This window comes from Streptomyces sp. SCPE 10, assembly GCF_051980735.1.
Taxonomy (GTDB): Bacteria; Actinomycetota; Actinomycetes; order Streptomycetales; family Streptomycetaceae; genus Streptomyces; species Streptomyces misionensis.
In genome coordinates this window covers 1457837-1479852 of sequence record NZ_CP197069.1, presented here as the reverse complement: position 1 = coordinate 1479852, position 22016 = coordinate 1457837, and the positions used below count along the sequence as shown (strand labels likewise).

General features: G+C 67.5%; 13 protein-coding genes, 3 rRNA genes, 2 pseudogenes and 1 riboswitch. Of the genes and pseudogenes, 15 read left to right on the top strand and 3 right to left on the bottom strand.

Going from position 1 to position 22016, the window contains the following annotated elements; translation table 11 throughout:
- The first annotated feature begins 5 nt into the window (after positions 1-5).
- Positions 6-1973, top strand: coding sequence for an acetoacetate--CoA ligase (locus tag ACSP97_RS06965; RefSeq protein WP_440556790.1), 1968 nt, complete (start codon positions 6-8; stop codon positions 1971-1973).
- 149 nt (positions 1974-2122) lie between these two features.
- Entirely contained in the window at positions 2123-3016 is an 894-nt protein-coding gene (locus ACSP97_RS06960; protein WP_355328546.1) for a hypothetical protein, read from the top strand.
- 102 nt (positions 3017-3118) lie between these two features.
- Here the strand turns inward: ACSP97_RS06960 and ptsP are convergent, their stop codons facing one another.
- Both ptsP and ACSP97_RS06950 read right to left on the bottom strand, forming a co-directional pair.
- Positions 3119-4789 (bottom strand): phosphoenolpyruvate--protein phosphotransferase, encoded by a 1671-nt coding sequence (ptsP, locus tag ACSP97_RS06955; RefSeq protein WP_355150159.1) that lies wholly within the window; start codon positions 4787-4789, stop codon positions 3119-3121.
- Between the two features lie 80 nt (positions 4790-4869).
- Positions 4870-5319: a PTS sugar transporter subunit IIA gene (locus ACSP97_RS06950; RefSeq protein ID WP_355328542.1), complete on the bottom strand. Its 450-nt coding sequence runs from the start codon at positions 5317-5319 to the stop codon at positions 4870-4872.
- 537 nt (positions 5320-5856) lie between these two features.
- Between ACSP97_RS06950 and ACSP97_RS06945 the strand changes: the two genes are divergently transcribed.
- The 13 genes and pseudogenes from ACSP97_RS06945 to ACSP97_RS06885 all read left to right on the top strand — a co-directional run bounded on the left by ACSP97_RS06945 (position 5857) and on the right by ACSP97_RS06885 (position 21421).
- Positions 5857-7381 (top strand): 16S ribosomal RNA (locus ACSP97_RS06945).
- A 308-nt stretch (positions 7382-7689) separates the two neighbouring features.
- Positions 7690-10810, top strand: a 23S ribosomal RNA gene (locus ACSP97_RS06940).
- A gap of 72 nt (positions 10811-10882) precedes the next feature.
- A 5S ribosomal RNA gene (gene rrf, locus ACSP97_RS06935) occupies positions 10883-10999 on the top strand.
- The 16S, 23S and 5S rRNA genes sit together here, the layout of an rRNA operon.
- 108 nt (positions 11000-11107) lie before the next feature.
- A complete protein-coding gene (locus tag ACSP97_RS06930) occupies positions 11108-11716 on the top strand; it encodes a CDP-alcohol phosphatidyltransferase family protein (protein ID WP_355155264.1) in 609 nt (202 codons plus the stop codon).
- Positions 11717-11830: 114 nt separating this feature from the next.
- On the top strand, positions 11831-14326 hold the full coding sequence (locus tag ACSP97_RS06925) for a mannose-1-phosphate guanyltransferase (RefSeq protein WP_355155262.1): 2496 nt from the start codon (positions 11831-11833) through the stop codon (positions 14324-14326).
- Between the two features lie 176 nt (positions 14327-14502).
- Complete coding sequence (locus ACSP97_RS06920) at positions 14503-15438, top strand: DUF881 domain-containing protein (RefSeq protein WP_355524812.1); 936 nt, start codon at positions 14503-14505, stop codon at positions 15436-15438.
- Positions 15435-15767 (top strand): small basic family protein, encoded by a 333-nt coding sequence (locus tag ACSP97_RS06915; RefSeq protein ID WP_003988855.1) that lies wholly within the window; start codon positions 15435-15437, stop codon positions 15765-15767. The genes ACSP97_RS06920 and ACSP97_RS06915 overlap by 4 nt, the downstream gene beginning before the upstream one ends.
- Before the next feature lie 4 nt (positions 15768-15771).
- Positions 15772-16680, top strand: a complete 909-nt coding sequence (locus tag ACSP97_RS06910) for a DUF881 domain-containing protein (protein ID WP_388315636.1) — start codon at positions 15772-15774, stop codon at positions 16678-16680.
- 190 nt (positions 16681-16870) lie between these two features.
- Positions 16871-17695 (top strand): FHA domain-containing protein, encoded by an 825-nt coding sequence (locus ACSP97_RS06905; RefSeq protein ID WP_355155258.1) that lies wholly within the window; start codon positions 16871-16873, stop codon positions 17693-17695.
- A 42-nt stretch (positions 17696-17737) separates the two neighbouring features.
- Complete coding sequence (gene ftsR / locus ACSP97_RS06900) at positions 17738-18475, top strand: transcriptional regulator FtsR (protein ID WP_355155256.1); 738 nt, start codon at positions 17738-17740, stop codon at positions 18473-18475.
- Between the two features lie 85 nt (positions 18476-18560).
- Positions 18561-19034: a bifunctional nuclease family protein gene (locus ACSP97_RS06895; RefSeq protein ID WP_070028357.1), complete on the top strand. Its 474-nt coding sequence runs from the start codon at positions 18561-18563 to the stop codon at positions 19032-19034.
- Positions 19035-19292: 258 nt separating this feature from the next.
- Complete coding sequence (locus ACSP97_RS06890; protein WP_146463940.1) at positions 19293-19937, top strand: MerR family transcriptional regulator; 645 nt, start codon at positions 19293-19295, stop codon at positions 19935-19937.
- Between the two features lie 55 nt (positions 19938-19992).
- Positions 19993-21421, top strand: a pseudogene (locus ACSP97_RS06885) (DNA polymerase IV).
- Between the two features lie 134 nt (positions 21422-21555).
- Here the strand turns inward: ACSP97_RS06885 and ACSP97_RS06880 are convergent.
- Positions 21556-21714: pseudogene (locus ACSP97_RS06880) on the bottom strand (PRC-barrel domain-containing protein); the annotation flags it as partial.
- A gap of 119 nt (positions 21715-21833) precedes the next feature.
- Positions 21834-21928: riboswitch (glycine riboswitch) on the top strand.
- Positions 21929-22016 lie beyond the last annotated feature (88 nt).

Genomic DNA, 22016 nt, shown 5'->3' with positions numbered 1-22016 from the left:
CCCCCATGTCGACCGCGAACCCCCAGCCGCTCTGGCAGCCCGATCCCGAGCGGACCGCCGAGGCACGCATCACCACCTTCCAGACCTGGGCCGCGGCCCGGCACGGGGCGCCGGCCGACGGCGGCTACGCCGCCCTGCACCGCTGGTCCGTGGACCACCTGGACAGGTTCTGGAAAGCCGTCACCGACTTCTTCGACGTGCGCTTCTCGACCCCGTACACGCGGGTCCTCGGCGACCGCGCCATGCCCGGCGCCCAGTGGTTCCCCGGCGCCACCCTCAACTACGCCGAACACGCCCTGCGCGCCGCCGCCGAGCGCGCCGACCGGCCCGCCCTGGTGCACGTGGACGAGACCCACGAACCACGGCCCGTCACCTGGGCCGAACTGCGCCGCCAGGTCGGCTCCCTCGCCGCCGAACTGCGCGCCCTCGGCGTGCGCCCCGGCGACCGGATCAGCGGCTACCTCCCCAACATCCCCCAGGCCGTCGTCGCCCTCCTCGCGACCGCCGCCGTCGGCGCCGTCTGGACCTCCTGCGCCCCCGACTTCGGCGCGCGCAGCGTCCTCGACCGCTTCCAGCAGGTCGAACCCGTCGTCCTGTTCACCGTCGACGGCTACCGCTACGGCGGCAAGGAGCACGACCGCCGCGAGACCGTCGCCGAGCTCCGCCGCGAACTGCCCACCCTGCGCGCCGTCGTGCACATCCCGCTGCTCGGCACCGAGGCCCCCGACGGCACCCTCGAATGGTCCGCCCTGACCGCGGGCGACACCGAACCCGTCTTCGAGCAGGTCCCCTTCGACCACCCCCTGTGGGTGCTCTACTCCTCCGGCACGACCGGGCTGCCCAAGGCCATCGTCCAGTCCCAGGGCGGCATCCTGGTCGAACACCTCAAGCAACTGGGCCTGCACTGCGACCTCGGCCCCGAGGACCGCTTCTTCTGGTACACCTCGACCGGCTGGATGATGTGGAACTTCCTCGTCTCCGGCCTGCTCACCGGAACGACGATCATCCTGTACGACGGCAGCCCCGGCTTCCCCGACACGGGCGCCCAGTGGAAGGTCGCCGAACGCACCGGCGCCACCCTCTACGGCACCTCCGCCGCCTACGTCATGGCCTGCCGCAAGGCCGGCGTCCACCCGGCCCGCGACTACGACCTCTCCCGCGTCAAGTGCGTCGCCACCACCGGCTCCCCGCTCCCCCCGGACGGCTTCCGCTGGCTGCACGACGAGGTCCGCGACGACCTCTGGATCGCCTCCGTCAGCGGCGGCACCGACGTCTGCTCCTGCTTCGCGGGCGCCGTGCCGACGCTGCCCGTGTACACCGGCGAACTCCAGGCCCCCGGCCTCGGCACCGACCTCCAGGCCTGGGACCCCAGCGGCCGGCCCGTCGTGGACGAGGTGGGCGAACTCGTCGTCACCCAGCCCATGCCCTCCATGCCGGTCCGCTTCTGGAACGACCCCGACGGCAGCCGCTACCACGACAGCTACTTCGACACCTACCCCGGCGTCTGGCGCCACGGCGACTGGATCACCCTCACCTCCCGCGGCACCGTGATCATCCACGGCCGCTCCGACTCCACCCTCAACCGGCAGGGCGTCCGCATGGGCTCCGCCGACATCTACGAGGTCGTCGAGCGCCTGCCCGAGATCAAGGAATCCCTCGTCATCGGCATCGAACAGCCCGACGGCGGCTACTGGATGCCCCTGTTCGTACACCTCGCCCCGGGCGCCGCCCTGGACGGCGCCCTCGTCGACCGGATCAAGCGGGCCATCCGCGAACACCTCTCGCCCCGGCACATCCCCGACGAGATCATCGAGGTGCCCGGCGTTCCGCACACCCTCACCGGCAAGCGCATCGAGGTCCCCGTCAAGCGCCTCCTCCAGGGCACCCCGCTGGAGAAGGCGGTCAACCCCGGCTCCATCGACGACCTCGCCCTGCTCGCCTTCTACGAGGAACTGGCCCGCAAGCGCGCCTGACCCCGCCGACCCCTCGTATGCGCGGCGCGGTACCGTCCGCGCCGCGCACACGAACACAAAACCGCAGGCAGACGCCGTGCACCTCCCATTGTCAGTGCCGCCGGTTACGGTGAGTGAGCACTGATACGACCGCGCGCAATGGGGGAAACATGGCGCACACCGACCACGACAGCATGCGAAGCGTCCTGCGCCGCGAGATCGCCGGCACCATCGGCCTGCTCGCCGACGAACACGACTTCCGCGCCATGCGGCGCTACCGCAGCTTCACCTTCGACGACCACGCGACCTACCTCCGGCAGGTCGAAGCCGTCCTCCGGAGCCGCGCCGCGGACGGCGGCCACACCACACTCGCCCTGTTCGACCCCGAGGACTACGCCGCCTACTGCGCCGAGACCGGACTGGACCCCGACCTCCCCGCGACCCGCACCCGCTTCACCGCGGAACTCGCCGCCACCGGCCCCACCATCCCCTACGACGGCAGCCCGCTCGCCGCCCTCGTCCCCGCCCTGGTGGACGAAGCCGTCCGCCGGGCCACCTGGGAGTACGCCACCACCCTGCTCACCCGCCTCGGCCCCTGCCCCACCTGTGGCGAGGACATCGGCCGCGCCGCCTTCACCCGCGCCTCCGACCTGCTGGTCCGCATCCTCGACACCGCACCCCCGGGGGACCGGCACCTCGTCTGCACCGTCACCGGACCCCCGGACACCCTCGTCTCGGTCCTCCACGGCGAGCCGGACACCCACGGCGCCACCCGGCTCGACGAGGCCGAGGCCCTGGAGTTCACCAGCGTCCTCGCCCTGGGCCTCGCCACCCGCAGCCCCGGCGGACTGGTCCTGCGCACCAGCGCCCCGGGCACCCCCGACCGCGTCCACGGCTGGCGGCTGCGCGCCGGCGCCCTCGAACCGCTCACCGCGGCCGAGGTGTTCGACGCCTACTGCACCGACGCCGAGACCGGCGACCTCATCGCCCCGGAACCCGGCGTGGACTACTGCGCACCTCCCGACCTCGGCGAGGAGCGCGGAACCGACGACCACCGCCACTGACCCGGCACCGCACACGGCAGGGGCGCCCCACCCGAAGGCGGGACGCCCCTGCACACCCGGCACCCGGCTCACCCGCCGGCACCGGGGCGACCACCCGCCCGGCTACTCCCCGGACAGCACGCCTCGGGCCGCGACGCGCGCCTCCTCGGCACTGTCCGCCGCACGCGCCGCCGCCGCGGCCCGCTCGCACTGCGCCAGCGTGTACTTCGCCAGCGCCGCACGGACATAGGGGATCGATGCCGCGCCCATGGACAGGGAGGTGACACCCAGGCCGGTCAGCACACAGGCCAGCAGCGGATCGGACGCCGCCTCGCCGCACACACCGCAGCTCTTGTTCTCGGCGCGGGCCGCCTCCGCGGACAGCGCCACCAGGTCCAGCAGCGCGGGCTGCCACGGATCCTGCAGCCGCGACACCGCGCCGACCTGCCGGTCCGCCGCGAACGTGTACTGCGCGAGGTCATTGGTCCCCAGCGACAGGAACTCGACCTCCTGGAGGATCGCACGCGCCCGCAGCGCGGCCGACGGGATCTCCACCATGGCCCCGAACTTCGCCCGCAGCCCCGCCTCCCGGCAGGCGTCGGCGAACGCCTTCGCGTCGGCGCGGTCCGCCACCATGGGCGCCATCACCTCGAGGTGGACGGGCAGCCCCTCCGCGGCCTTCGCCAGCGCGGTCAGCTGGGTGCGCAGCACCTCGGGGTGGTCCAGCAGCGTCCGCAGACCCCGCACACCCAGCGCGGGGTTCGGCTCGTCCGCCGGGGTCAGGAACGCCAGGGGCTTGTCCGCGCCCGCGTCGAGCACGCGCACGACGACCCGGCCCTCGGGGAACGCCTCCAGCACCTGCCGGTAGGCCGCGATCTGCTTCTCCTCGGACGGAGCGCGCTCACTGTCGTCCAGGAACAGGAACTCGGTGCGGAACAGACCGACGCCCTCGGCCCCGGCCGCCACGGCCGCCGGTACGTCCGCGGGCCCGCCCACGTTGGCCAGCAGCGGCACCTTGTGGCCGTCCGCCGTCGCACCCGGCCCCGTCGAGGCGGCCAGTGCGGCCTTGCGCTCCGCGGCCTCCGCCGCCAGCCGCTCCCGGCTCTCCTCGCTGGGGTTCACGAAGACGTCTCCGGTGCTGCCGTCCACCGCGACCACCGTGCCCTCGGCCAGCTCGACCGCACCGGGCAGTGCCACCACGGCCGGCACGCCGAGCGCCCGGGCCAGGATCGCGCTGTGGCTGGTCGGCCCGCCCTCCTCGGTCACGAAGCCGAGCACCAGGGAAGGGTCGAGCAGCGCCGTGTCGGCGGGCGCCAGGTCCCGCGCCACCAGGACATAGGGGTGGTCGCTGTCCGGGACGCCCGGCATGGGAACGCCCAGCAGCCGGGCGACGATACGGTTCCGCACGTCATCGAGGTCCGCCACTCGCCCGGCGAGGTATTCGCCCGCCCCGGCCAGCAGTTCCCGGTACGCCGCGAACGCGTCGTACACCGCGCGCTCGGCGGTGCTGCCGACGGCGATCCGCCGGTCCACGTCCGCCATCAGTTCGGGGTCCTGGGCCATCATGGCCTGCGCTTCGAGCACCGCCTGGGCCTCGCCCCCCGCCAGGTTGCCGCGCGCCGTCAGGTCGGCGGCCACCGCGTCCACCGCCTGGCGGGCGCGGCCCTGCTCCCGTCCCGCCTCCTGCGTGGGGATCTGCTTGGCCGGCGGCTCCAGCACCGCCGTGCCCATGTGCCGGACCTCGCCGATCGCCACGCCATGGCTCACACCGACGCCTCGCAGCGTTGTCTCCATCTCACCCGTCTCCGGATAGTGCGGCGGCCCCCCGCCGCGGTGGTCGTCCTGTTCCGCCGTCCTGCTGACGGCGACTGCCGTCAGTTCCAGACGAAGAGGCTGTCGCCGGCCTTCACGTCACCGCTGTCGCGGAGGCCGGACAGGGCGTCGGCCGTGGCCTCCAGCGCGACGACGGGGCAGACCGGGGACTTGCCGGCCTCCTCGACGGCCGCGGGGTTCCAGCGCACGACGGCCTGGCCGCGGGTCACGGTGTCGCCCTTGCTGACGAGCAGCTCGAAGCCTTCGCCGTTGAGCTGCACCGTGTCGATACCGAGGTGGGTGAGCACACCGTGTCCCTGGTCGTCGACCACGACGAAGGCGTGCGGGTGCAGGGAGACGATCACGCCCGCCACGGGAGACACGGCCTCGGAGGGCTCCCGCGCGGGATCGATCGCGGTACCGGGGCCGACCATCGCTCCGGCGAAGACCGGGTCCGGCACTGCGGCCAGCCCGATGGCGCGTCCGGCGAGAGGGGACGTCACGGTGGTCATGGGAGCCTCCCAGAAGTGGAGCCGCTCGCGAGCCTGAGCAGCAGGGTATGTCATGTGAGGTGGCGGTTCCGGATGAAACTACCAGGTAGTGGTCTAGACCACCAACCTACTGGATTTGCACCCTCTTCGAAGCCGCGTGTACAGTCGTACTCCTGCTCGGGACGGAGCGGCGCGAAAGCGCCCTCGCCTGACAGAAATCAAACTCGTCGGATCCTAACTCTGGATCTTCTTCTGCATGCCCGCAGGAGAGTGGTCAGAGAGACGGAAAAACCCTGATAGAGTTTGAAACGCCGAAAGGGAAGCGCCCGGAGGAAAGCCCGAGAGGGTGAGTACAAAGGAAGCGACCGTTCCTTGAGAACTCAACAGCGTGCCAAAAGTCAACGCCAGATATGTTGATACCCCGTCCATCGGATCACCGATGGTCGAGGTTCCTTTGAAAAAACACAGCGAGGACGCTGAGGACGATCGGACTATTCCTCCGGTCGTTCCGCTCCCGTGTGTGCCAACCGGCTGAAATATTTTTTGGCCGAGTAAACATTCACGGAGAGTTTGATCCTGGCTCAGGACGAACGCTGGCGGCGTGCTTAACACATGCAAGTCGAACGATGAAGCCCTTCGGGGTGGATTAGTGGCGAACGGGTGAGTAACACGTGGGCAATCTGCCCTGCACTCTGGGACAAGCCCTGGAAACGGGGTCTAATACCGGATATGACCGTCTTGGGCATCCTTGATGGTGTAAAGCTCCGGCGGTGCAGGATGAGCCCGCGGCCTATCAGCTTGTTGGTGAGGTAATGGCTCACCAAGGCGACGACGGGTAGCCGGCCTGAGAGGGCGACCGGCCACACTGGGACTGAGACACGGCCCAGACTCCTACGGGAGGCAGCAGTGGGGAATATTGCACAATGGGCGAAAGCCTGATGCAGCGACGCCGCGTGAGGGATGACGGCCTTCGGGTTGTAAACCTCTTTCAGCAGGGAAGAAGCGAGAGTGACGGTACCTGCAGAAGAAGCGCCGGCTAACTACGTGCCAGCAGCCGCGGTAATACGTAGGGCGCAAGCGTTGTCCGGAATTATTGGGCGTAAAGAGCTCGTAGGCGGCTTGTCACGTCGGTTGTGAAAGCCCGGGGCTTAACCCCGGGTCTGCAGTCGATACGGGCAGGCTAGAGTTCGGTAGGGGAGATCGGAATTCCTGGTGTAGCGGTGAAATGCGCAGATATCAGGAGGAACACCGGTGGCGAAGGCGGATCTCTGGGCCGATACTGACGCTGAGGAGCGAAAGCGTGGGGAGCGAACAGGATTAGATACCCTGGTAGTCCACGCCGTAAACGGTGGGCACTAGGTGTGGGCAACATTCCACGTTGTCCGTGCCGCAGCTAACGCATTAAGTGCCCCGCCTGGGGAGTACGGCCGCAAGGCTAAAACTCAAAGGAATTGACGGGGGCCCGCACAAGCGGCGGAGCATGTGGCTTAATTCGACGCAACGCGAAGAACCTTACCAAGGCTTGACATACACCGGAAAGCATTAGAGATAGTGCCCCCCTTGTGGTCGGTGTACAGGTGGTGCATGGCTGTCGTCAGCTCGTGTCGTGAGATGTTGGGTTAAGTCCCGCAACGAGCGCAACCCTTGTCCCGTGTTGCCAGCAGGCCCTTGTGGTGCTGGGGACTCACGGGAGACCGCCGGGGTCAACTCGGAGGAAGGTGGGGACGACGTCAAGTCATCATGCCCCTTATGTCTTGGGCTGCACACGTGCTACAATGGCCGGTACAATGAGCTGCGATACCGTGAGGTGGAGCGAATCTCAAAAAGCCGGTCTCAGTTCGGATTGGGGTCTGCAACTCGACCCCATGAAGTCGGAGTCGCTAGTAATCGCAGATCAGCATTGCTGCGGTGAATACGTTCCCGGGCCTTGTACACACCGCCCGTCACGTCACGAAAGTCGGTAACACCCGAAGCCGGTGGCCCAACCCCTTGTGGGAGGGAGCTGTCGAAGGTGGGACTGGCGATTGGGACGAAGTCGTAACAAGGTAGCCGTACCGGAAGGTGCGGCTGGATCACCTCCTTTCTAAGGAGCACTTCTTACCGGGCTTTGCCTGGTCAGAGGCCAGTACATCAGCGAATGTCTGATGCTGGTTGCTCATGGGTGGAACGTTGACTACTCGGCCGGTATCTCGGGTCGGAGGCTGCTAGTACTGCTCTTCGGAGCGTGGAACGCTTGATCTTCGGACGGGTTCTGGTCGGGCACGCTGTTGGGTGTCTGAGGGAATGATCTTCTCCTCAGTCGCTGGCCCCAGTGCACTCACCGGTTTTGCTGGTGGGGTGATGGGTGGCTGGTCGTTGTTTGAGAACTGCACAGTGGACGCGAGCATCTGTGGCCAAGTTTTTAAGGGCGCACGGTGGATGCCTTGGCACCAGGAACCGATGAAGGACGTGGGAGGCCGCGATAGTCCCCGGGGAGTCGTCAACCAGGCTTTGATCCGGGGGTTTCCGAATGGGGAAACCCGGCAGTCGTCATGGGCTGTCACCCGCTGCTGAACACATAGGCAGTGTGGAGGGAACGAGGGGAAGTGAAACATCTCAGTACCCTCAGGAAGAGAAAACAACCGTGATTCCGGGAGTAGTGGCGAGCGAAACCGGATGAGGCCAAACCGTATGCGTGTGAGACCCGGCAGGGGTTGCGTGTGCGGGGTTGTGGGATCTCTCTTGATCAGTCTGCCGGCTGGTCGGCGAGTTAGAAACCGTTGATGTAGGCGAAGGACATGCGAAAGGTCCGGCGTAGAGGGTAAGACCCCCGTAGTCGAAATGTCAGCGGCTTGCTTGAGAGACACCCAAGTAGCACGGGGCCCGAGAAATCCCGTGTGAATCTGGCGGGACCACCCGCTAAGCCTAAATATTCCCTGGTGACCGATAGCGGATAGTACCGTGAGGGAATGGTGAAAAGTACCCCGGGAGGGGAGTGAAATAGTACCTGAAACCGTGTGCCTACAAGCCGTGGGAGCGTCGGAAACACTTCGGTGTTTCTCGTGACTGCGTGCCTTTTGAAGAATGAGCCTGCGAGTTTGCGGTGTGTTGCGAGGTTAACCCGGGTGGGGAAGCCGTAGCGAAAGCGAGTCCGAATAGGGCGATTTTAGTAGCACGCTCAAGACCCGAAGCGGAGTGATCTAGCCATGGGCAGGTTGAAGCGGAGGTAAGACTTCGTGGAGGACCGAACCCACCAGGGTTGAAAACCTGGGGGATGACCTGTGGTTAGGGGTGAAAGGCCAATCAAACTCCGTGATAGCTGGTTCTCCCCGAAATGCATTTAGGTGCAGCGTCGTGTGTTTCTTGCCGGAGGTAGAGCACTGGATAGGCGATGGGCCCTACCGGGTTACTGACCTTAGCCAAACTCCGAATGCCGGTAAGTGAGAGCGCGGCAGTGAGACTGTGGGGGATAAGCTCCATGGTCGAGAGGGAAACAGCCCAGAGCATCGACTAAGGCCCCTAAGCGTACGCTAAGTGGGAAAGGATGTGGAGTCGCACAGACAACCAGGAGGTTGGCTTAGAAGCAGCCACCCTTGAAAGAGTGCGTAATAGCTCACTGGTCTAGTGATTCCGCGCCGACAATGTAGCGGGGCTCAAGCGTACCGCCGAAGTCGTGTCATTGCAGCATATAGCCCTAACGGGTGTTGTGATGGGTAGGGGAGCGTCGTCTGCCGGGTGAAGCAGCACCGGAAGGTAGTTGTGGACGGTTGACGAGTGAGAATGCAGGCATGAGTAGCGATTCACACGTGAGAAACGTGTGCGCCGATTGACTAAGGGTTCCTGGGTCAAGCTGATCTGCCCAGGGTAAGTCGGGACCTAAGGCGAGGCCGACAGGCGTAGTCGATGGATAACCGGTTGATATTCCGGTACCCGCTGTGAAGCGTCAAACATCGAGCATCGTGATGCTAAGGCCGTGAAGCCGCCCTGATCTCTTCGGAGTTGAGGGGAGTGGTGGAGCCGCTGAACCAAGCGGTTAGTAGGTGAGTGATGGGGTGACGCAGGAAGGTAGTCCATCCCGGGCGGTGGTTGTCCCGGGGTAAGGGTGTAGGCCGCAAGGTAGGCAAATCCGCCTTGCATACGGCTGAGACCTGATGCCGAGCCGATTGTGGTGAAGTGGATGATCCTATGCTGTCGAGAAAAGCCTCTAGCGAGTTTCATGGCGGCCCGTACCCTAAACCGACTCAGGTGGTCAGGTAGAGAATACCGAGGCGTTCGGGTGAACTATGGTTAAGGAACTCGGCAAAATGCCCCCGTAACTTCGGGAGAAGGGGGGCCACACCTGGTGATGATCTTTACGGTCTGAGCTGGGGGTGGCCGCAGAGACCAGCGAGAAGCGACTGTTTACTAAAAACACAGGTCCGTGCGAAGCCGTAAGGCGATGTATACGGACTGACGCCTGCCCGGTGCTGGAACGTTAAGGGGACCGGTTAGCTCCACTTCGGTGGGGCGAAGCTGAGAACTTAAGCGCCAGTAAACGGCGGTGGTAACTATAACCATCCTAAGGTAGCGAAATTCCTTGTCGGGTAAGTTCCGACCTGCACGAATGGCGTAACGACTTCTCGACTGTCTCAACCATAGGCCCGGTGAAATTGCACTACGAGTAAAGATGCTCGTTTCGCGCAGCAGGACGGAAAGACCCCGGGACCTTTACTACAGTTTGATATTGGTGTTCGGTTCGGCTTGTGTAGGATAGCTGGGAGACTGTGAAGCGGCCACGCCAGTGGTTGTGGAGTCGTCGTTGAAATACCAGTCTGGTCGTGCTGGATGTCTAACCTGGGTCCGTGATCCGGATCAGGGACAGTGTCTGATGGGTAGTTTAACTGGGGCGGTTGCCTCCTAAAGGGTAACGGAGGCGCCCAAAGGTTCCCTCAGCCTGGTTGGCAATCAGGTGTTGAGTGTAAGTGCACAAGGGAGCTTGACTGTGAGACCGACGGGTCGAGCAGGGACGAAAGTCGGGACTAGTGATCCGGCGGTGGCTTGTGGAAGCGCCGTCGCTCAACGGATAAAAGGTACCCCGGGGATAACAGGCTGATCTTCCCCAAGAGTCCATATCGACGGGATGGTTTGGCACCTCGATGTCGGCTCGTCGCATCCTGGGGCTGGAGTCGGTCCCAAGGGTTGGGCTGTTCGCCCATTAAAGCGGTACGCGAGCTGGGTTTAGAACGTCGTGAGACAGTTCGGTCCCTATCCGCTGTGCGCGTAGGAGTCTTGAGAAGGGCTGTCCCTAGTACGAGAGGACCGGGACGGACGAACCTCTGGTGTGCCAGTTGTTCTGCCAAGGGCATGGCTGGTTGGCTACGTTCGGGAGGGATAACCGCTGAAAGCATCTAAGCGGGAAGCCTGCTTCGAGATGAGGACTCCCACCCACTTGATGGGGTAAGGCTCCCAGTAGACGACTGGGTTGATAGGCCGGATCTGGAAGCCAGGTAACTGGTGGAGGTGACCGGTACTAATAGGCCGAGGGCTTGTCCTCAGTTGCTCGCGTCCACTGTGTTGGTTCTGAAACCACGAACAACCATTGTGCTGGTTGTCAGTTTCATAGTGTTTCGGTGGTTATAGCGTGAGGGAAACGCCCGGTTACATTCCGAACCCGGAAGCTAAGCCTCACAGCGCCGATGGTACTGCAGGGGGGACCCTGTGGGAGAGTAGGACGCCGCCGAACTCCTTTTGAAGCTCCGGCTCTTGGGCACCAGCCCGAGAGCCGGAGCTTTTTTGCGTTGGGGTAAAGTCAGGGAGCATCGTTGGCTCGTTTCCCACAGGAGGCCCCCGGGTGGAGGTCCAGGAGACCCGTGTCCAAACAGACCGGGTCCTCACCATCCCCAACATCCTCAGCATGGCGCGGCTCGTCGGCGTACCCCTGTTCCTGTGGTTGATCCTCAGGCCGGAGTTCGGCGGACCCAAGAGCGACGGATGGGCCCTCCTCGTGCTGGCGCTCAGCGGAGTCAGCGACTACCTGGACGGCAAACTCGCCCGGCGCTGGAACCAGATCAGCAGCCTCGGCCGGCTCCTCGACCCGGCCGCCGACCGGCTCTACGTACTGTCCACGCTGGTCGGCCTCACCTGGCGGGAAATCCTCCCGCTCTGGCTGACCGCGCTGCTGCTCGCGCGGGAGCTGATGCTCCTGGTGATGGTGGGAATCCTCCGCCGGCACGGGTATCCGCCGCCGCAGGTCAACTTCCTCGGGAAGGCCGCCACGTTCAACCTCATGTACGCCTTCCCGCTCCTGCTCCTCAGTGACGGAAGTGGTTGGATCGCGTCACTCGCCGCTGTTTTCGGATGGGCGTTCGCCGGATGGGGTACAACCCTGTATTGGTGGGCAGGAGTGCTCTATGTGGTCCAAGTCCGCCGATTGGTGCGTGCGGACACCGTGGCCGATTGAGCCCGGCGATTGTCCTGACGTAACGCCTCGATGGCCCGCTGTGCAAAAGTGCGGGACAATCTGGACGGGTGAAGTCGGCTAGACCGTCGTCTCTTCAAGGAGGACGCTTCCGACATGAAGGCCGTCGTGATGGCCGGGGGCGAAGGCACACGCCTGCGCCCCATGACCTCGAGCATGCCCAAGCCGCTCCTGCCCGTGGCGAACCGCCCGATCATGGAGCACGTGCTACGGCTGCTCAAAAGGCACGGGCTCACCGAGACCGTGGTCACCGTGCAGTTCCTTGCCTCGCTCGTCAAGAACTACTTCGGTGACGGCGAAGAGCTCGGGATGGAGCTCACCTACGCCAATGAGGAGAAGCCACTCGGTACCGCCGGAAGCGTCAAGAACGCCGAAGAGGCATTGAAGGACGACGCCTTCCTCGTCATCTCCGGCGACGCCCTGACCGACTTCGACCTCACCGAACTGATCAATTTCCACAAGGAGAAGGGCGCGCTCGTCACGGTCTGCCTGACCCGGGTGCCCAACCCCCTCGAATTCGGCATCACCATCGTGGACGAGGAGGGCAAGGTCGAACGCTTCCTGGAGAAGCCGACCTGGGGCCAGGTCTTCTCCGACACCGTCAACACGGGCATCTACGTGATGGAGCCCGAAGTCTTCAACTACGTAGAACCCGATGTTCCGGTCGACTGGTCCGGCGACGTCTTCCCCCAGCTGATGAAGGAAGGCAAGCCGATCTACGGCTACGTCGCCGAGGGCTACTGGGAGGACGTCGGCACTCACGAGAGCTACGTCAAGGCCCAGGCCGACGTGCTCGAAGGCAAGGTCAACGTCGACATCGACGGCTTCGAGATCTCCCCGGGCGTCTGGGTCGCCGAGGGCGCCGAAGTACACCCCGACGCCGTCCTGCGCGGGCCGCTGTACATCGGCGACTACGCGAAGGTCGAGTCCGGCGCCGAGATCCGCGAGCACACCGTGGTCGGCTCGAACGTCGTCGTCAAGAGCGGCGCCTTCCTGCACAAGGCGGTCGTCCACGACAACGTCTACGTCGGCCAGCACAGCAACCTCCGCGGCTGTGTCGTCGGCAAGAACACCGACATCATGCGAGCCGCCCGGATCGAGGACGGCGCCGTCATCGGCGACGAGTGCCTGATCGGCGAAGAATCGATCGTGCAGGGCAACGTCCGCGTCTACCCGTTCAAGACCATCGAGGCCGGCGCCTTCGTCAACACCTCGGTGATCTGGGAGTCCAGGGGCCAGGCACACCTCTTCGGCGCCCGCGGGGTGTCCGGCATCCTGAACGTGGAGATCACGCCCGAGCTGGCCGTACGCCTCGCCGGCGCCTACGCGACCACCCTCAAGAAGGGCTCCACGGTCACCACCGCCCGAGACCACTCCCGAGGCGCCAGGGCGCTCAAGCGGGCGGTCATCTCCGCGCTCCAGGCCAGCGCCATCGACGTACGCGACCTGGAGAACGTGCCGCTGCCGGTGGCCCGGCAGCAGACCGCGCGGGGCAGCGCGGGCGGCATCATGATCCGCACCACGCCCGGTGTCCCGGACTCCGTCGACATCATGTTCTTCGACGGACAGGGCGCCGACCTGTCCCAGGCCGGACAGCGCAAGCTGGACCGCGTGTTCGCGCGCCAGGAATACCGGCGGGCGTTCCCGGGCGAGATCGGCGACCTGTACTTCCCGTCCAGCGTCTTCGACTCGTACACCGGCTCCCTGCTGCGCAACGTCGACACCACCGGCATCGCCGAGTCCGGGCTGAAGGTCGTCGTGGACGCCTCCAACGGCAGCGCGGGCCTGGTGCTGCCCAGCCTGCTGGGCAAGCTCGGCGTGGACTCCCTGACCATCAACCCCGGTCTCGACGAGTCCCGGCCCACCGAGACGGCCGAGATGCGGCGCAGCGGCCTGGTACGGCTCGGTGAGATCGTCGCCTCCTCCGGCGCCGCGTTCGGTGTCCGCTTCGACCCCGTCGGCGAGCGGCTGTCGCTCGTGGACGAGAAGGGCCGGATCATCGAGGACGACCGGGCCCTGCTCGTGATGCTGGACCTGGTGGCCGCGGAACGGCGCAGCGGCCGGGTGGCCCTGCCCGTCACCACCACCCGGATCGCCGAGCAGGTGGCCGCCTACCACGGCACCCAGGTCGAGTGGACGACCACGTCGCCGGACGACCTCACGCGCGTCGGCGGCGCGGAAGGCACCATCTTCGGCGGCGACGGCAAGGGCGGGTTCATCGTCCCCGAGTTCGGCAGCGTCTTCGACGGCACGGCGGCCTTCGTGCGACTGATCGGCCTCGTGGCGCGCACCCAGCTCACCCTGAGCCAGATCGATGCGCGGATCCCGCGGGCGCACGTCCTCAAGCGGGACCTGGCCACGCCGTGGGCCGTCAAGGGCCTGGTGATGCGCCGGGTGGTCGAGGCGGCCGGGGACCGCTCGGTGGACACCACCGACGGGGTGCGGGTCGTGGAGACGGACGGACGCTGGGTGATGGTGCTGCCCGACCCGGCCGAGGCCGTCACCCATCTGTGGGCCGAAGGCCCCGACGACGCCTCCGCGCAGGCCCTCCTGGACGAGTGGTCGGCCGTCGTGGACAGCGCCGGACGGTGACGCCCACAAGGGCCTGACAAGGCTCTGACCTGGCTCTGACGGCGTGCCGCGCGCCGGACGGGGCCGCAAACGGTGCCGCACGCGTGCGTGCCGGACATGTGTCCCCAAGGGGGCCTGTCCGGCACGCCGGTGGGGCCATTCGGAGGTATCGCGCACGACGTGCGACGATGTGCGGCATGCCGCAGCAACCCCCCGTTCGGAGCAGCCCCGCGCGGCCGCGCCGCCCGGACGCCTCCATGTCGTTGATCACCAACGTCATGGACCACAGCCTCGACGACGGGTACGCCGAGGCCGCCGCCCGGAAGAAGTCCCAGGGCGAGGGCGGCCTGCCGAAGACCCTGAGGGCGAAGCTCGGCCTGGCGGGCGGACTGGTGCTCGCGGCCCTGGTCGTGACCGTGGGAGCGGCCCAGGCCCGCGTGGCGGCGCCCGTGGTGGCCAAGGAACGCCAGGAGCTGATCGACCGCGTCGACAAGGAGACCGCGGACGCGGACAGGCTCCAGGGCAGCGTCGACAAACTCCGTGACGACGTCAGCGCGCGCCAGCGGGCGGCGCTGCGGTCGAGCGGGGGCAGCGCCGAGGCGGACCTGGTGGGCATGCTGTCCGGCGCCACCGAGGTGCACGGCCCGGGCGTCAAGCTGGTCGTCAACGACGCCAAGGAGGCCAGCTCCGGTGGCGACGGCTCCAACCCCAGGGAGACGGCGGGGTTCTCCGACACCGGCCGGGTGCGCGACCGCGACCTCCAGCGCGTCGTCAACGGGCTGTGGCAGTCCGGCGCCGAGGCCGTCTCCATCAACGGGCAGCGGCTGACCGCCCTGTCGGCGATCCGGGCCGCCGGAGACGCGATACTGGTCGACAACCGGCCGCTGGTGCCGCCGTACACCGTGCTCGCGGTGGGGGACGGGCCCCGGCTGAGCAGTGACTTCCAGAACGGTGCGGACGGCCTGTACCTGCACGCCCTGGAGCAGAACTACGGCATCCGCGCCACCATCTCCACCCAGCGCGACGTCCGGTTGCCCGCGGCGCCGAGCGTGATCGTACGCACGGCCAAGCCGGCCACCGGGGACGGCGGCAACACCGAGAACACCGAGAAGACGAAGAAGGGCACATCGTGATCGCCGTACTGGGCCTCGTCGTGGGAGTCGTGGCCGGCCTGTTGGTCCGGCCCGAGGTTCCGGCGGTCGTGGAGCCTTATCTGCCGATCGCCGTGGTCGCGGCGCTGGACGCCGTCTTCGGTGGCCTGCGGGCCATGCTGGACGGCATCTTCGACGACAAGGTCTTCGTGGTGTCGTTCCTGTCCAACGTGGTCGTGGCGGCCCTGATCGTGTTCCTCGGCGACAAGTTGGGCGTGGGTGCGCAGCTGTCCACGGGTGTCGTCGTCGTCCTCGGCATCCGGATCTTCTCCAACGCCGCGGCGATCCGACGGCATGTCTTCCGGGCGTGAGGCGATGAGCGACCAGTACGACCGCGAGGACGAGAACTTCCACGGGCGGAGCGGCGGCAACGAGGAGCCCAACCGCCCCGGCGAGCAGGGCGAGCGGCCGGAGAACCGGCTGCGCAAGGAGTTGCCGGCCGAGGTGCCCGCCCCACCGCCCGGCGCCGGACCGACACCGGGTCCGCGCCCCCAGGAACCGCTGACCGGCCGTCAGCGGCTGCTCAAGGGACTGTGGCCGCCGCGCCTGACCCGGCCCCAACTCATAGTGGCCCTCCTGCTGTTCGGCCTCGGCTTCGGCCTGGCCGTCCAGGTGGCGTCGAACAGCGACACCGACAGCGCGCTGCGCGGCGCACGCCAAGAAGATCTTGTTCGCATCCTGGATGAACTGGATTCGCGTACTCAGCGTCTTGAAGACGAGAGGCAGGGACTCGAGAAGCAGCGCCAGGAGCTCCAGAGCAGCTCCGACCAGGCCGCGGAGGCACGCCGGCAGACCGCCGAGAAGGAGAGGCAACTCGGCATCCTGGCGGGCACCGTGGCGGCTCAGGGTCCCGGCATCACCATGACGATCGAGGACACGAAGGGGACGGTCCAGTCCGACATGCTGCTCGACACCATCCAGGAGCTGCGCGCGGCCGGCGCGGAGGCGATCCAGGTCAACGGCGTACGCGTGGTGGCGAACACCTATTTCGCGGACGCGGGCAAGAGCGTGAGCGTGGACGGGAACAAGATCAACGCCCCTTATCGTTTCAAGGTCATCGGCAAGCCGCAGGACCTCGAACCGGCGCTGAACATCCCGGGGGGCGTGGTGCAGACTCTGGAGAAGGAGCAGGCCACGGTCTCCGTCGCACAGTCGGGCAAGATCGTCGTGGACGCCTTGCGACAGGCGAAGCAGCCTGACTACGCTCGGTCGTCCTCCCGGTGAACCGCTGGTGCATGGGGGCCTTCCGGCAGGGGCATGAGGTTGCGGGGGGTCGGCGCACCGACGAGGTGGCGCGTGGTGGAAACTGTCTGGTGGGCACGGACGTTGTGAGGGTGTCCGGGTCGGCCGGTGTCGGCAATCAGGGTTCGTCCTGCCCCACGGGCGGGTCTGTTTCGGTCAAGGGGAATCGCCCGTGAAGTTGTTTGCGAAGTGGTTCGGCAAGAGCGCGCGAGAGGGCGGCGACAACGCGACCGCTCGCCATCGCGCACAGCCTGACGCACAGGGTCAGCGGCCGCTGTTCCGGGACCAGGTGGCTGGTCCGGGCGGTGACATTTCGGGAGGCCAGGGCGCGCCGTCAGTTGACCCTGCCCAGTCCGGCGGCATAGGTTTCGGGCAACCGTCAACCTCAAGTACGGGTGGAGACTTTGGTCCCGGCCCGTACGCGTCCAACGCCTCGGCAGGACAGCCGCGGCAGGAGGATCCGTCCATGTCGGCCCTGGTGTGTACGAGGTGCGGTAACCGCAACGCGGAGAACGCCCGCTTCTGTTCCAACTGTGGTGCGCCGCTGCGTCCCGGAGCCGTGCCCGAGCGCGCCTCCGAGACGACGTCCACGATCTCGATCTCCGGCCTCGAGGCGTACGACGCGGAGACGACCGGCCAGATTCCGATGCTGTCGCCGGAGGCACAGGCCGCGGTGGAGGCGCTCCCGGCGGGCTCGGCCCTGCTGGTGGTGCGCCGTGGCCCGAACTCGGGCAGCCGCTTCCTGCTGGACGGCGACCTGACCACGGCCGGCCGTCACCCGCAGAGCGACATCTTCCTGGACGACGTGACCGTCTCGCGTCGCCACGTGGAGTTCCGCCGCTCCCCGGACGGCTCGTTCACCGTCGCCGACGTGGGCAGCCTGAACGGCACCTACGTCAACCGCGAGCCGATCGACCAGGTCGCCCTGCAGAGCGGTGACGAGGTGCAGATCGGCAAGTACCGGCTGGTGTTCTACGCGAGCCGGCAGGGCATCTGACCCGCCCCCGGACACGCTCCGGGGGTAACCCAGGGAAGGTCCATGCTTCAAACACCGAGCGGCGGTGCCGGAAGCGGTACCGCCGCCAGGGACAGTGGGCTGATGAGCATCGGCACGGTGCTGAACGTGCTGCGCGAGGAGTTCCCCGAAGTCACCATCTCCAAGATTCGTTTCCTGGAGGCGGAGGGACTCATCGAGCCGCAGCGGACCCCTTCGGGGTACCGCAAGTTCAGCGCCGGAGACGTCGAGCGCCTCGGACACGTCCTGAGAATGCAGCGGGACCACTATCTGCCGCTCAAGGTGATCCGTGAGCACCTGGACGCCATGGAGCGGGGCGAGGCCGTCCCGCTGCCCGTGGTCGGGCGCCAGCGCGGCGGGGAGGACGCCCTGGAGGTGCTGGAGGCGCCCACGGTGGCCCGGGTCGGCCGGGCCGACTTGCTGGCGGCCGCGGACATCGGCGAGGCCGAGCTGGCGGAGTGGGAGTCGTACGGGCTCCTGGTGCCGCTGGCCGACGGATCGTACGACGCGGAGGCCGTCACCGTGGCCACCCTCGTCGCGGAGCTGGGGCGCTTCGGGATCGAGCCCCGCCATCTGCGGGTGATGAAGGCGGCCGCCGACCGGGAGGCCGGGCTGGTCGACCAGGTGGTGGCCCCGCTCAAGCGCCACCGCAATCCGCAGACCAGAGCGCTCGCCGAGGCCCGCACCAAGGAGCTGGCGGCGCTCACCATGAAGCTGCACGCGTCCCTGGTGAAGACCGCCCTCGGGGTGCGTCTGCCCTGATGCGGGGGCGTTCGAGGGGGCCGGATCGGGCTGCTGTGCCCGGCCCGACTACCCAAACGTCCCGGGCACGGCCTAGGGTTGCTGTGTGAACGAGCTCGATGTCGTAGGTGTCCGGGTCGAAATGCCCTCCAACCAACCGATCGTGCTCCTGCGCGAAGTGGGGGGCGACCGCTACCTCCCCATCTGGATCGGGCCGGGGGAGGCGACGGCGATCGCCTTCGCCCAGCAGGGCATGGCCCCGGCCAGGCCGCTGACCCATGACCTGTTCAAGGACGTGCTGGAGGCCCTCGGTCAGGAGCTGACCGAGGTACGCATCACCGACCTGCGGGAAGGTGTCTTCTACGCGGAGCTGGTCTTCGCCAGCGGAGTCGAGGTCAGCGCCCGCCCCTCCGATGCCATAGCGCTGGCCCTGCGCACCGGGACGCCGATCTACGGCAGCGACACGGTGCTGGATGACGCGGGCATCGCCATTCCGGACGAGCAGGAGGACGAGGTGGAGAAGTTCCGCGAGTTCCTCGACCAGATCTCGCCCGAGGACTTCGGAACCAGCAACCAGTGAGGCCTCCCGAGGCCGGGTGACCGGGCGATCCGGCGGCCGGTCCGGGCTCGTCGCCGCCCGCTCCCGGGGCAATTGCCACCGGCGATTGAGAGCGTCCTACGGGTTCCCGCGAGGGCATTCGGCTAGCCTTTCCCCGCGGTGGGACACGGGAAACCACTCCTTGGGTGATTATCACTCGGCGTGCCGAGTGTGGCGATCGTTGACGCACCCCTGGTGACTGCCTACCGTCGAGAAGGCAGGTCAAGGACGGAGGTCGGCGTGAGAACCAGCGGCGACGGTACGGCTGGGGGTGCTCCTGTGCGCGGTTTCGGGGAGAGCGGTCCGTACCCGGTTCACAGCAGCGCGGTGGATCACGCTCCGCAGCGGCCGACGGCGGTGCCGAGCGGCGGAGGGGCGGCGTCCATGACGTCCGAAGAGATCGGCTACCGGGGGCCCACGGCCTGTGCGGCGGCCGGCATCACCTATCGACAGCTCGACTACTGGGCGCGCACCGGCCTGGTCGAGCCGAGCGTGCGGCCCGCGTACGGGTCGGGCACCCAGCGTCTGTACAGCTTCCGGGACGTCGTGGTCCTGAAGATCGTCAAGCGGTTCCTGGACACCGGGGTCTCGCTGCAGAACATCCGCTCGGCCGTGCAGCACCTCAGGGAGCGCGGCTTCCGCGACCTGGAGCGGATGACGCTGATGAGCGACGGCGCCACCGTCTACGAGTGCGGCTCGCCGGACGAGGTCCACGCCCTGCTCCAGGGCGGCCAGGGCATCTTCGGGATCGCGGTCGGCGTGGTGTGGCGGGACGTGGAGAGCGCCCTGTCCCAGCTGCACGGCGAACGCATCGACACCGGCGAGACGCTCGTCGGGCACAACCCAGCGGACGAGCTGGCGCGGCGCCGCAACCGGGCGGTCTGACCGGCCCCTTCGCGGCACATGGGCATTGTCAGTGCCGTGGTGCAGCATCGGAGACGTGAGAAACGCGCCCACGATCCTGCATCTCGACATGGATGCCTTCTACGCCTCGGTGGAGCAGGCGTCCAAGCCGAGCCTGCGCGGGAAGGCGGTCGTGGTGGGCGGGCTCGGGCCGCGCGGGGTGGTCGCCACCGCCTCCTACGAGGCACGGGTCTTCGGGGTGCACTCGGCGATGCCGATGGCGCAGGCGCGCCGGCTGGCACCCAACGCCGCCTATCTGGTGCCGCGTTTCCCCCTCTACCGCGCGGTCAGCGACCAGGTGATGGCGCTGCTGCGGGAGCTGTCGCCGCTGGTGGAACCGCTGAGCCTGGACGAGGCGTTCGTGGACCTGGCGGCCGGGGGAACGGCATGGGACGCGGAGTCGGCGCGGCGAACCGGCCTCAAGCTGCGCGCGGACATCCGCGCGGCCACCGGGCTCGCCGGGTCGGTGGGGCTCGCCGCCTCCAAGATGCTCGCGAAGATCGCGTCCGAGGAGGCCAAGCCGGACGGGCTGGTGCTCATCGAGCCGGGCACCGAGCGGGCGCTGCTGGGACCGATGCCGGTGCGCACCCTGCCGGGGGTGGGGCCGGCCACCGGGGACCATCTGCGGCGGGCCGGGATCACCACGGTGGAGGAACTGGCCGAGGCGGGCGAGGCCGAGCTCGTACGGCTGCTCGGCAAGGCGCACGGACAGGCGCTGTACGCCATGGCCCTGGCCCGGGACGAGCGGCCGGTGGTGGCCGAGCGGGAGGCCAAGTCGGTGTCGGTCGAGGACACGTACGACGTGGACATCCACGACCGGCCGCGGATCGGGTTCGAGGTGCGGCGGCTCGCCGACCGCTGCGTGCGGCGGCTGCGCGAGGCGGGGCTGTCCGGGCGGACGATCGTCCTGAAGGTGCGGCGCTACGACTTCTCGACGCTGACCCGCTCCGAGACGCTGCGGGGTCCCACCGACGATCCGGAGGTCGTCCGGGAGGCCGCCGGGCGGCTGCTGGACTCCGTGGACACCACGGGCGGGGTGCGGCTGCTCGGGGTGGGCGTCACCGGGCTCGCCGACTACACCCAGGAGGACCTGTTCGCCCAGGCGGCCAAGCCCTCGGATGAGGAGTCGCCCGAGGAGCCGGTGACCGAGTCGGCCGCGGCGCCCGAGCCCGCCGCCCCGCACTGGCGGGCCGGCCAGGACGTACGGCACGACGAGTTCGGCCACGGGTGGGTGCAGGGCAGCGGCGTGGGCCGGGTGACGGTGCGGTTCGAGACCCCTCAGTCGGATCCCGGCCGGGTACGGACCTTCCTCGTCACCGACCCCGCGCTGCGGCCGGCCGACCCCCTCCCCCTGGTGCCGGTGCCCGCCGGGCGGGGGCAGCCGAAGTCAGGTCTCCTCTGAGCCCGCCAGTTTGCCGAAGTCGTGGTCCGGGGCCGCCGTCGGCGGGGGCACGTCCAGGCCGTAGTGGTGGTAGAGCTGGAGTTCCTGTTCGGGGGAGAGGTGGCGGCCCACGCCGAAGTCGGGGGCGTCCTTGATCAGGGAACGGTCGAAGGGGACGTGCAGGGTGCCGTCGACGAGTTCGCTGGGTTCCAGGGGGACGAAGGCGTCCCGGGAGAAGAGGCCGGTGCGTATGGCCGCCCACTCGGGCACGCCGGTCGCATCGTCCAGATACACCTCGTCGATCGTGCCGATCTTCGTACCGGTGCGGTCGAACGCCTTGCGGCCGATCAGGTTGCGCGGATCGATGTCGGTCTGCACGGTCCCTCTCCCTCCACGTGGTCGCAACTCATCCGTAAGCACTACGAAAGAGCACTTTCACCGCGGCGGCCACTTGAGGAACCGGCCGTTGACCTCGCTGGTAGGCTGATTGCGGCTGCTGACCCCGTGCGGGAGAGTCCTCCGACCACCTCGGAGGCGCCGAAGGAGCAAATCCTCCCCGGAATCTCTCAGGCCCACGTACCGCACGGACGAGGTCACTCTGGAAAGCAGGGCGGGTGTCGACGGCTCCCGCCCTCACCGACGGTGAAAGCCGGCGCCGCGAGGCGTCCGGTGAAGCTCTC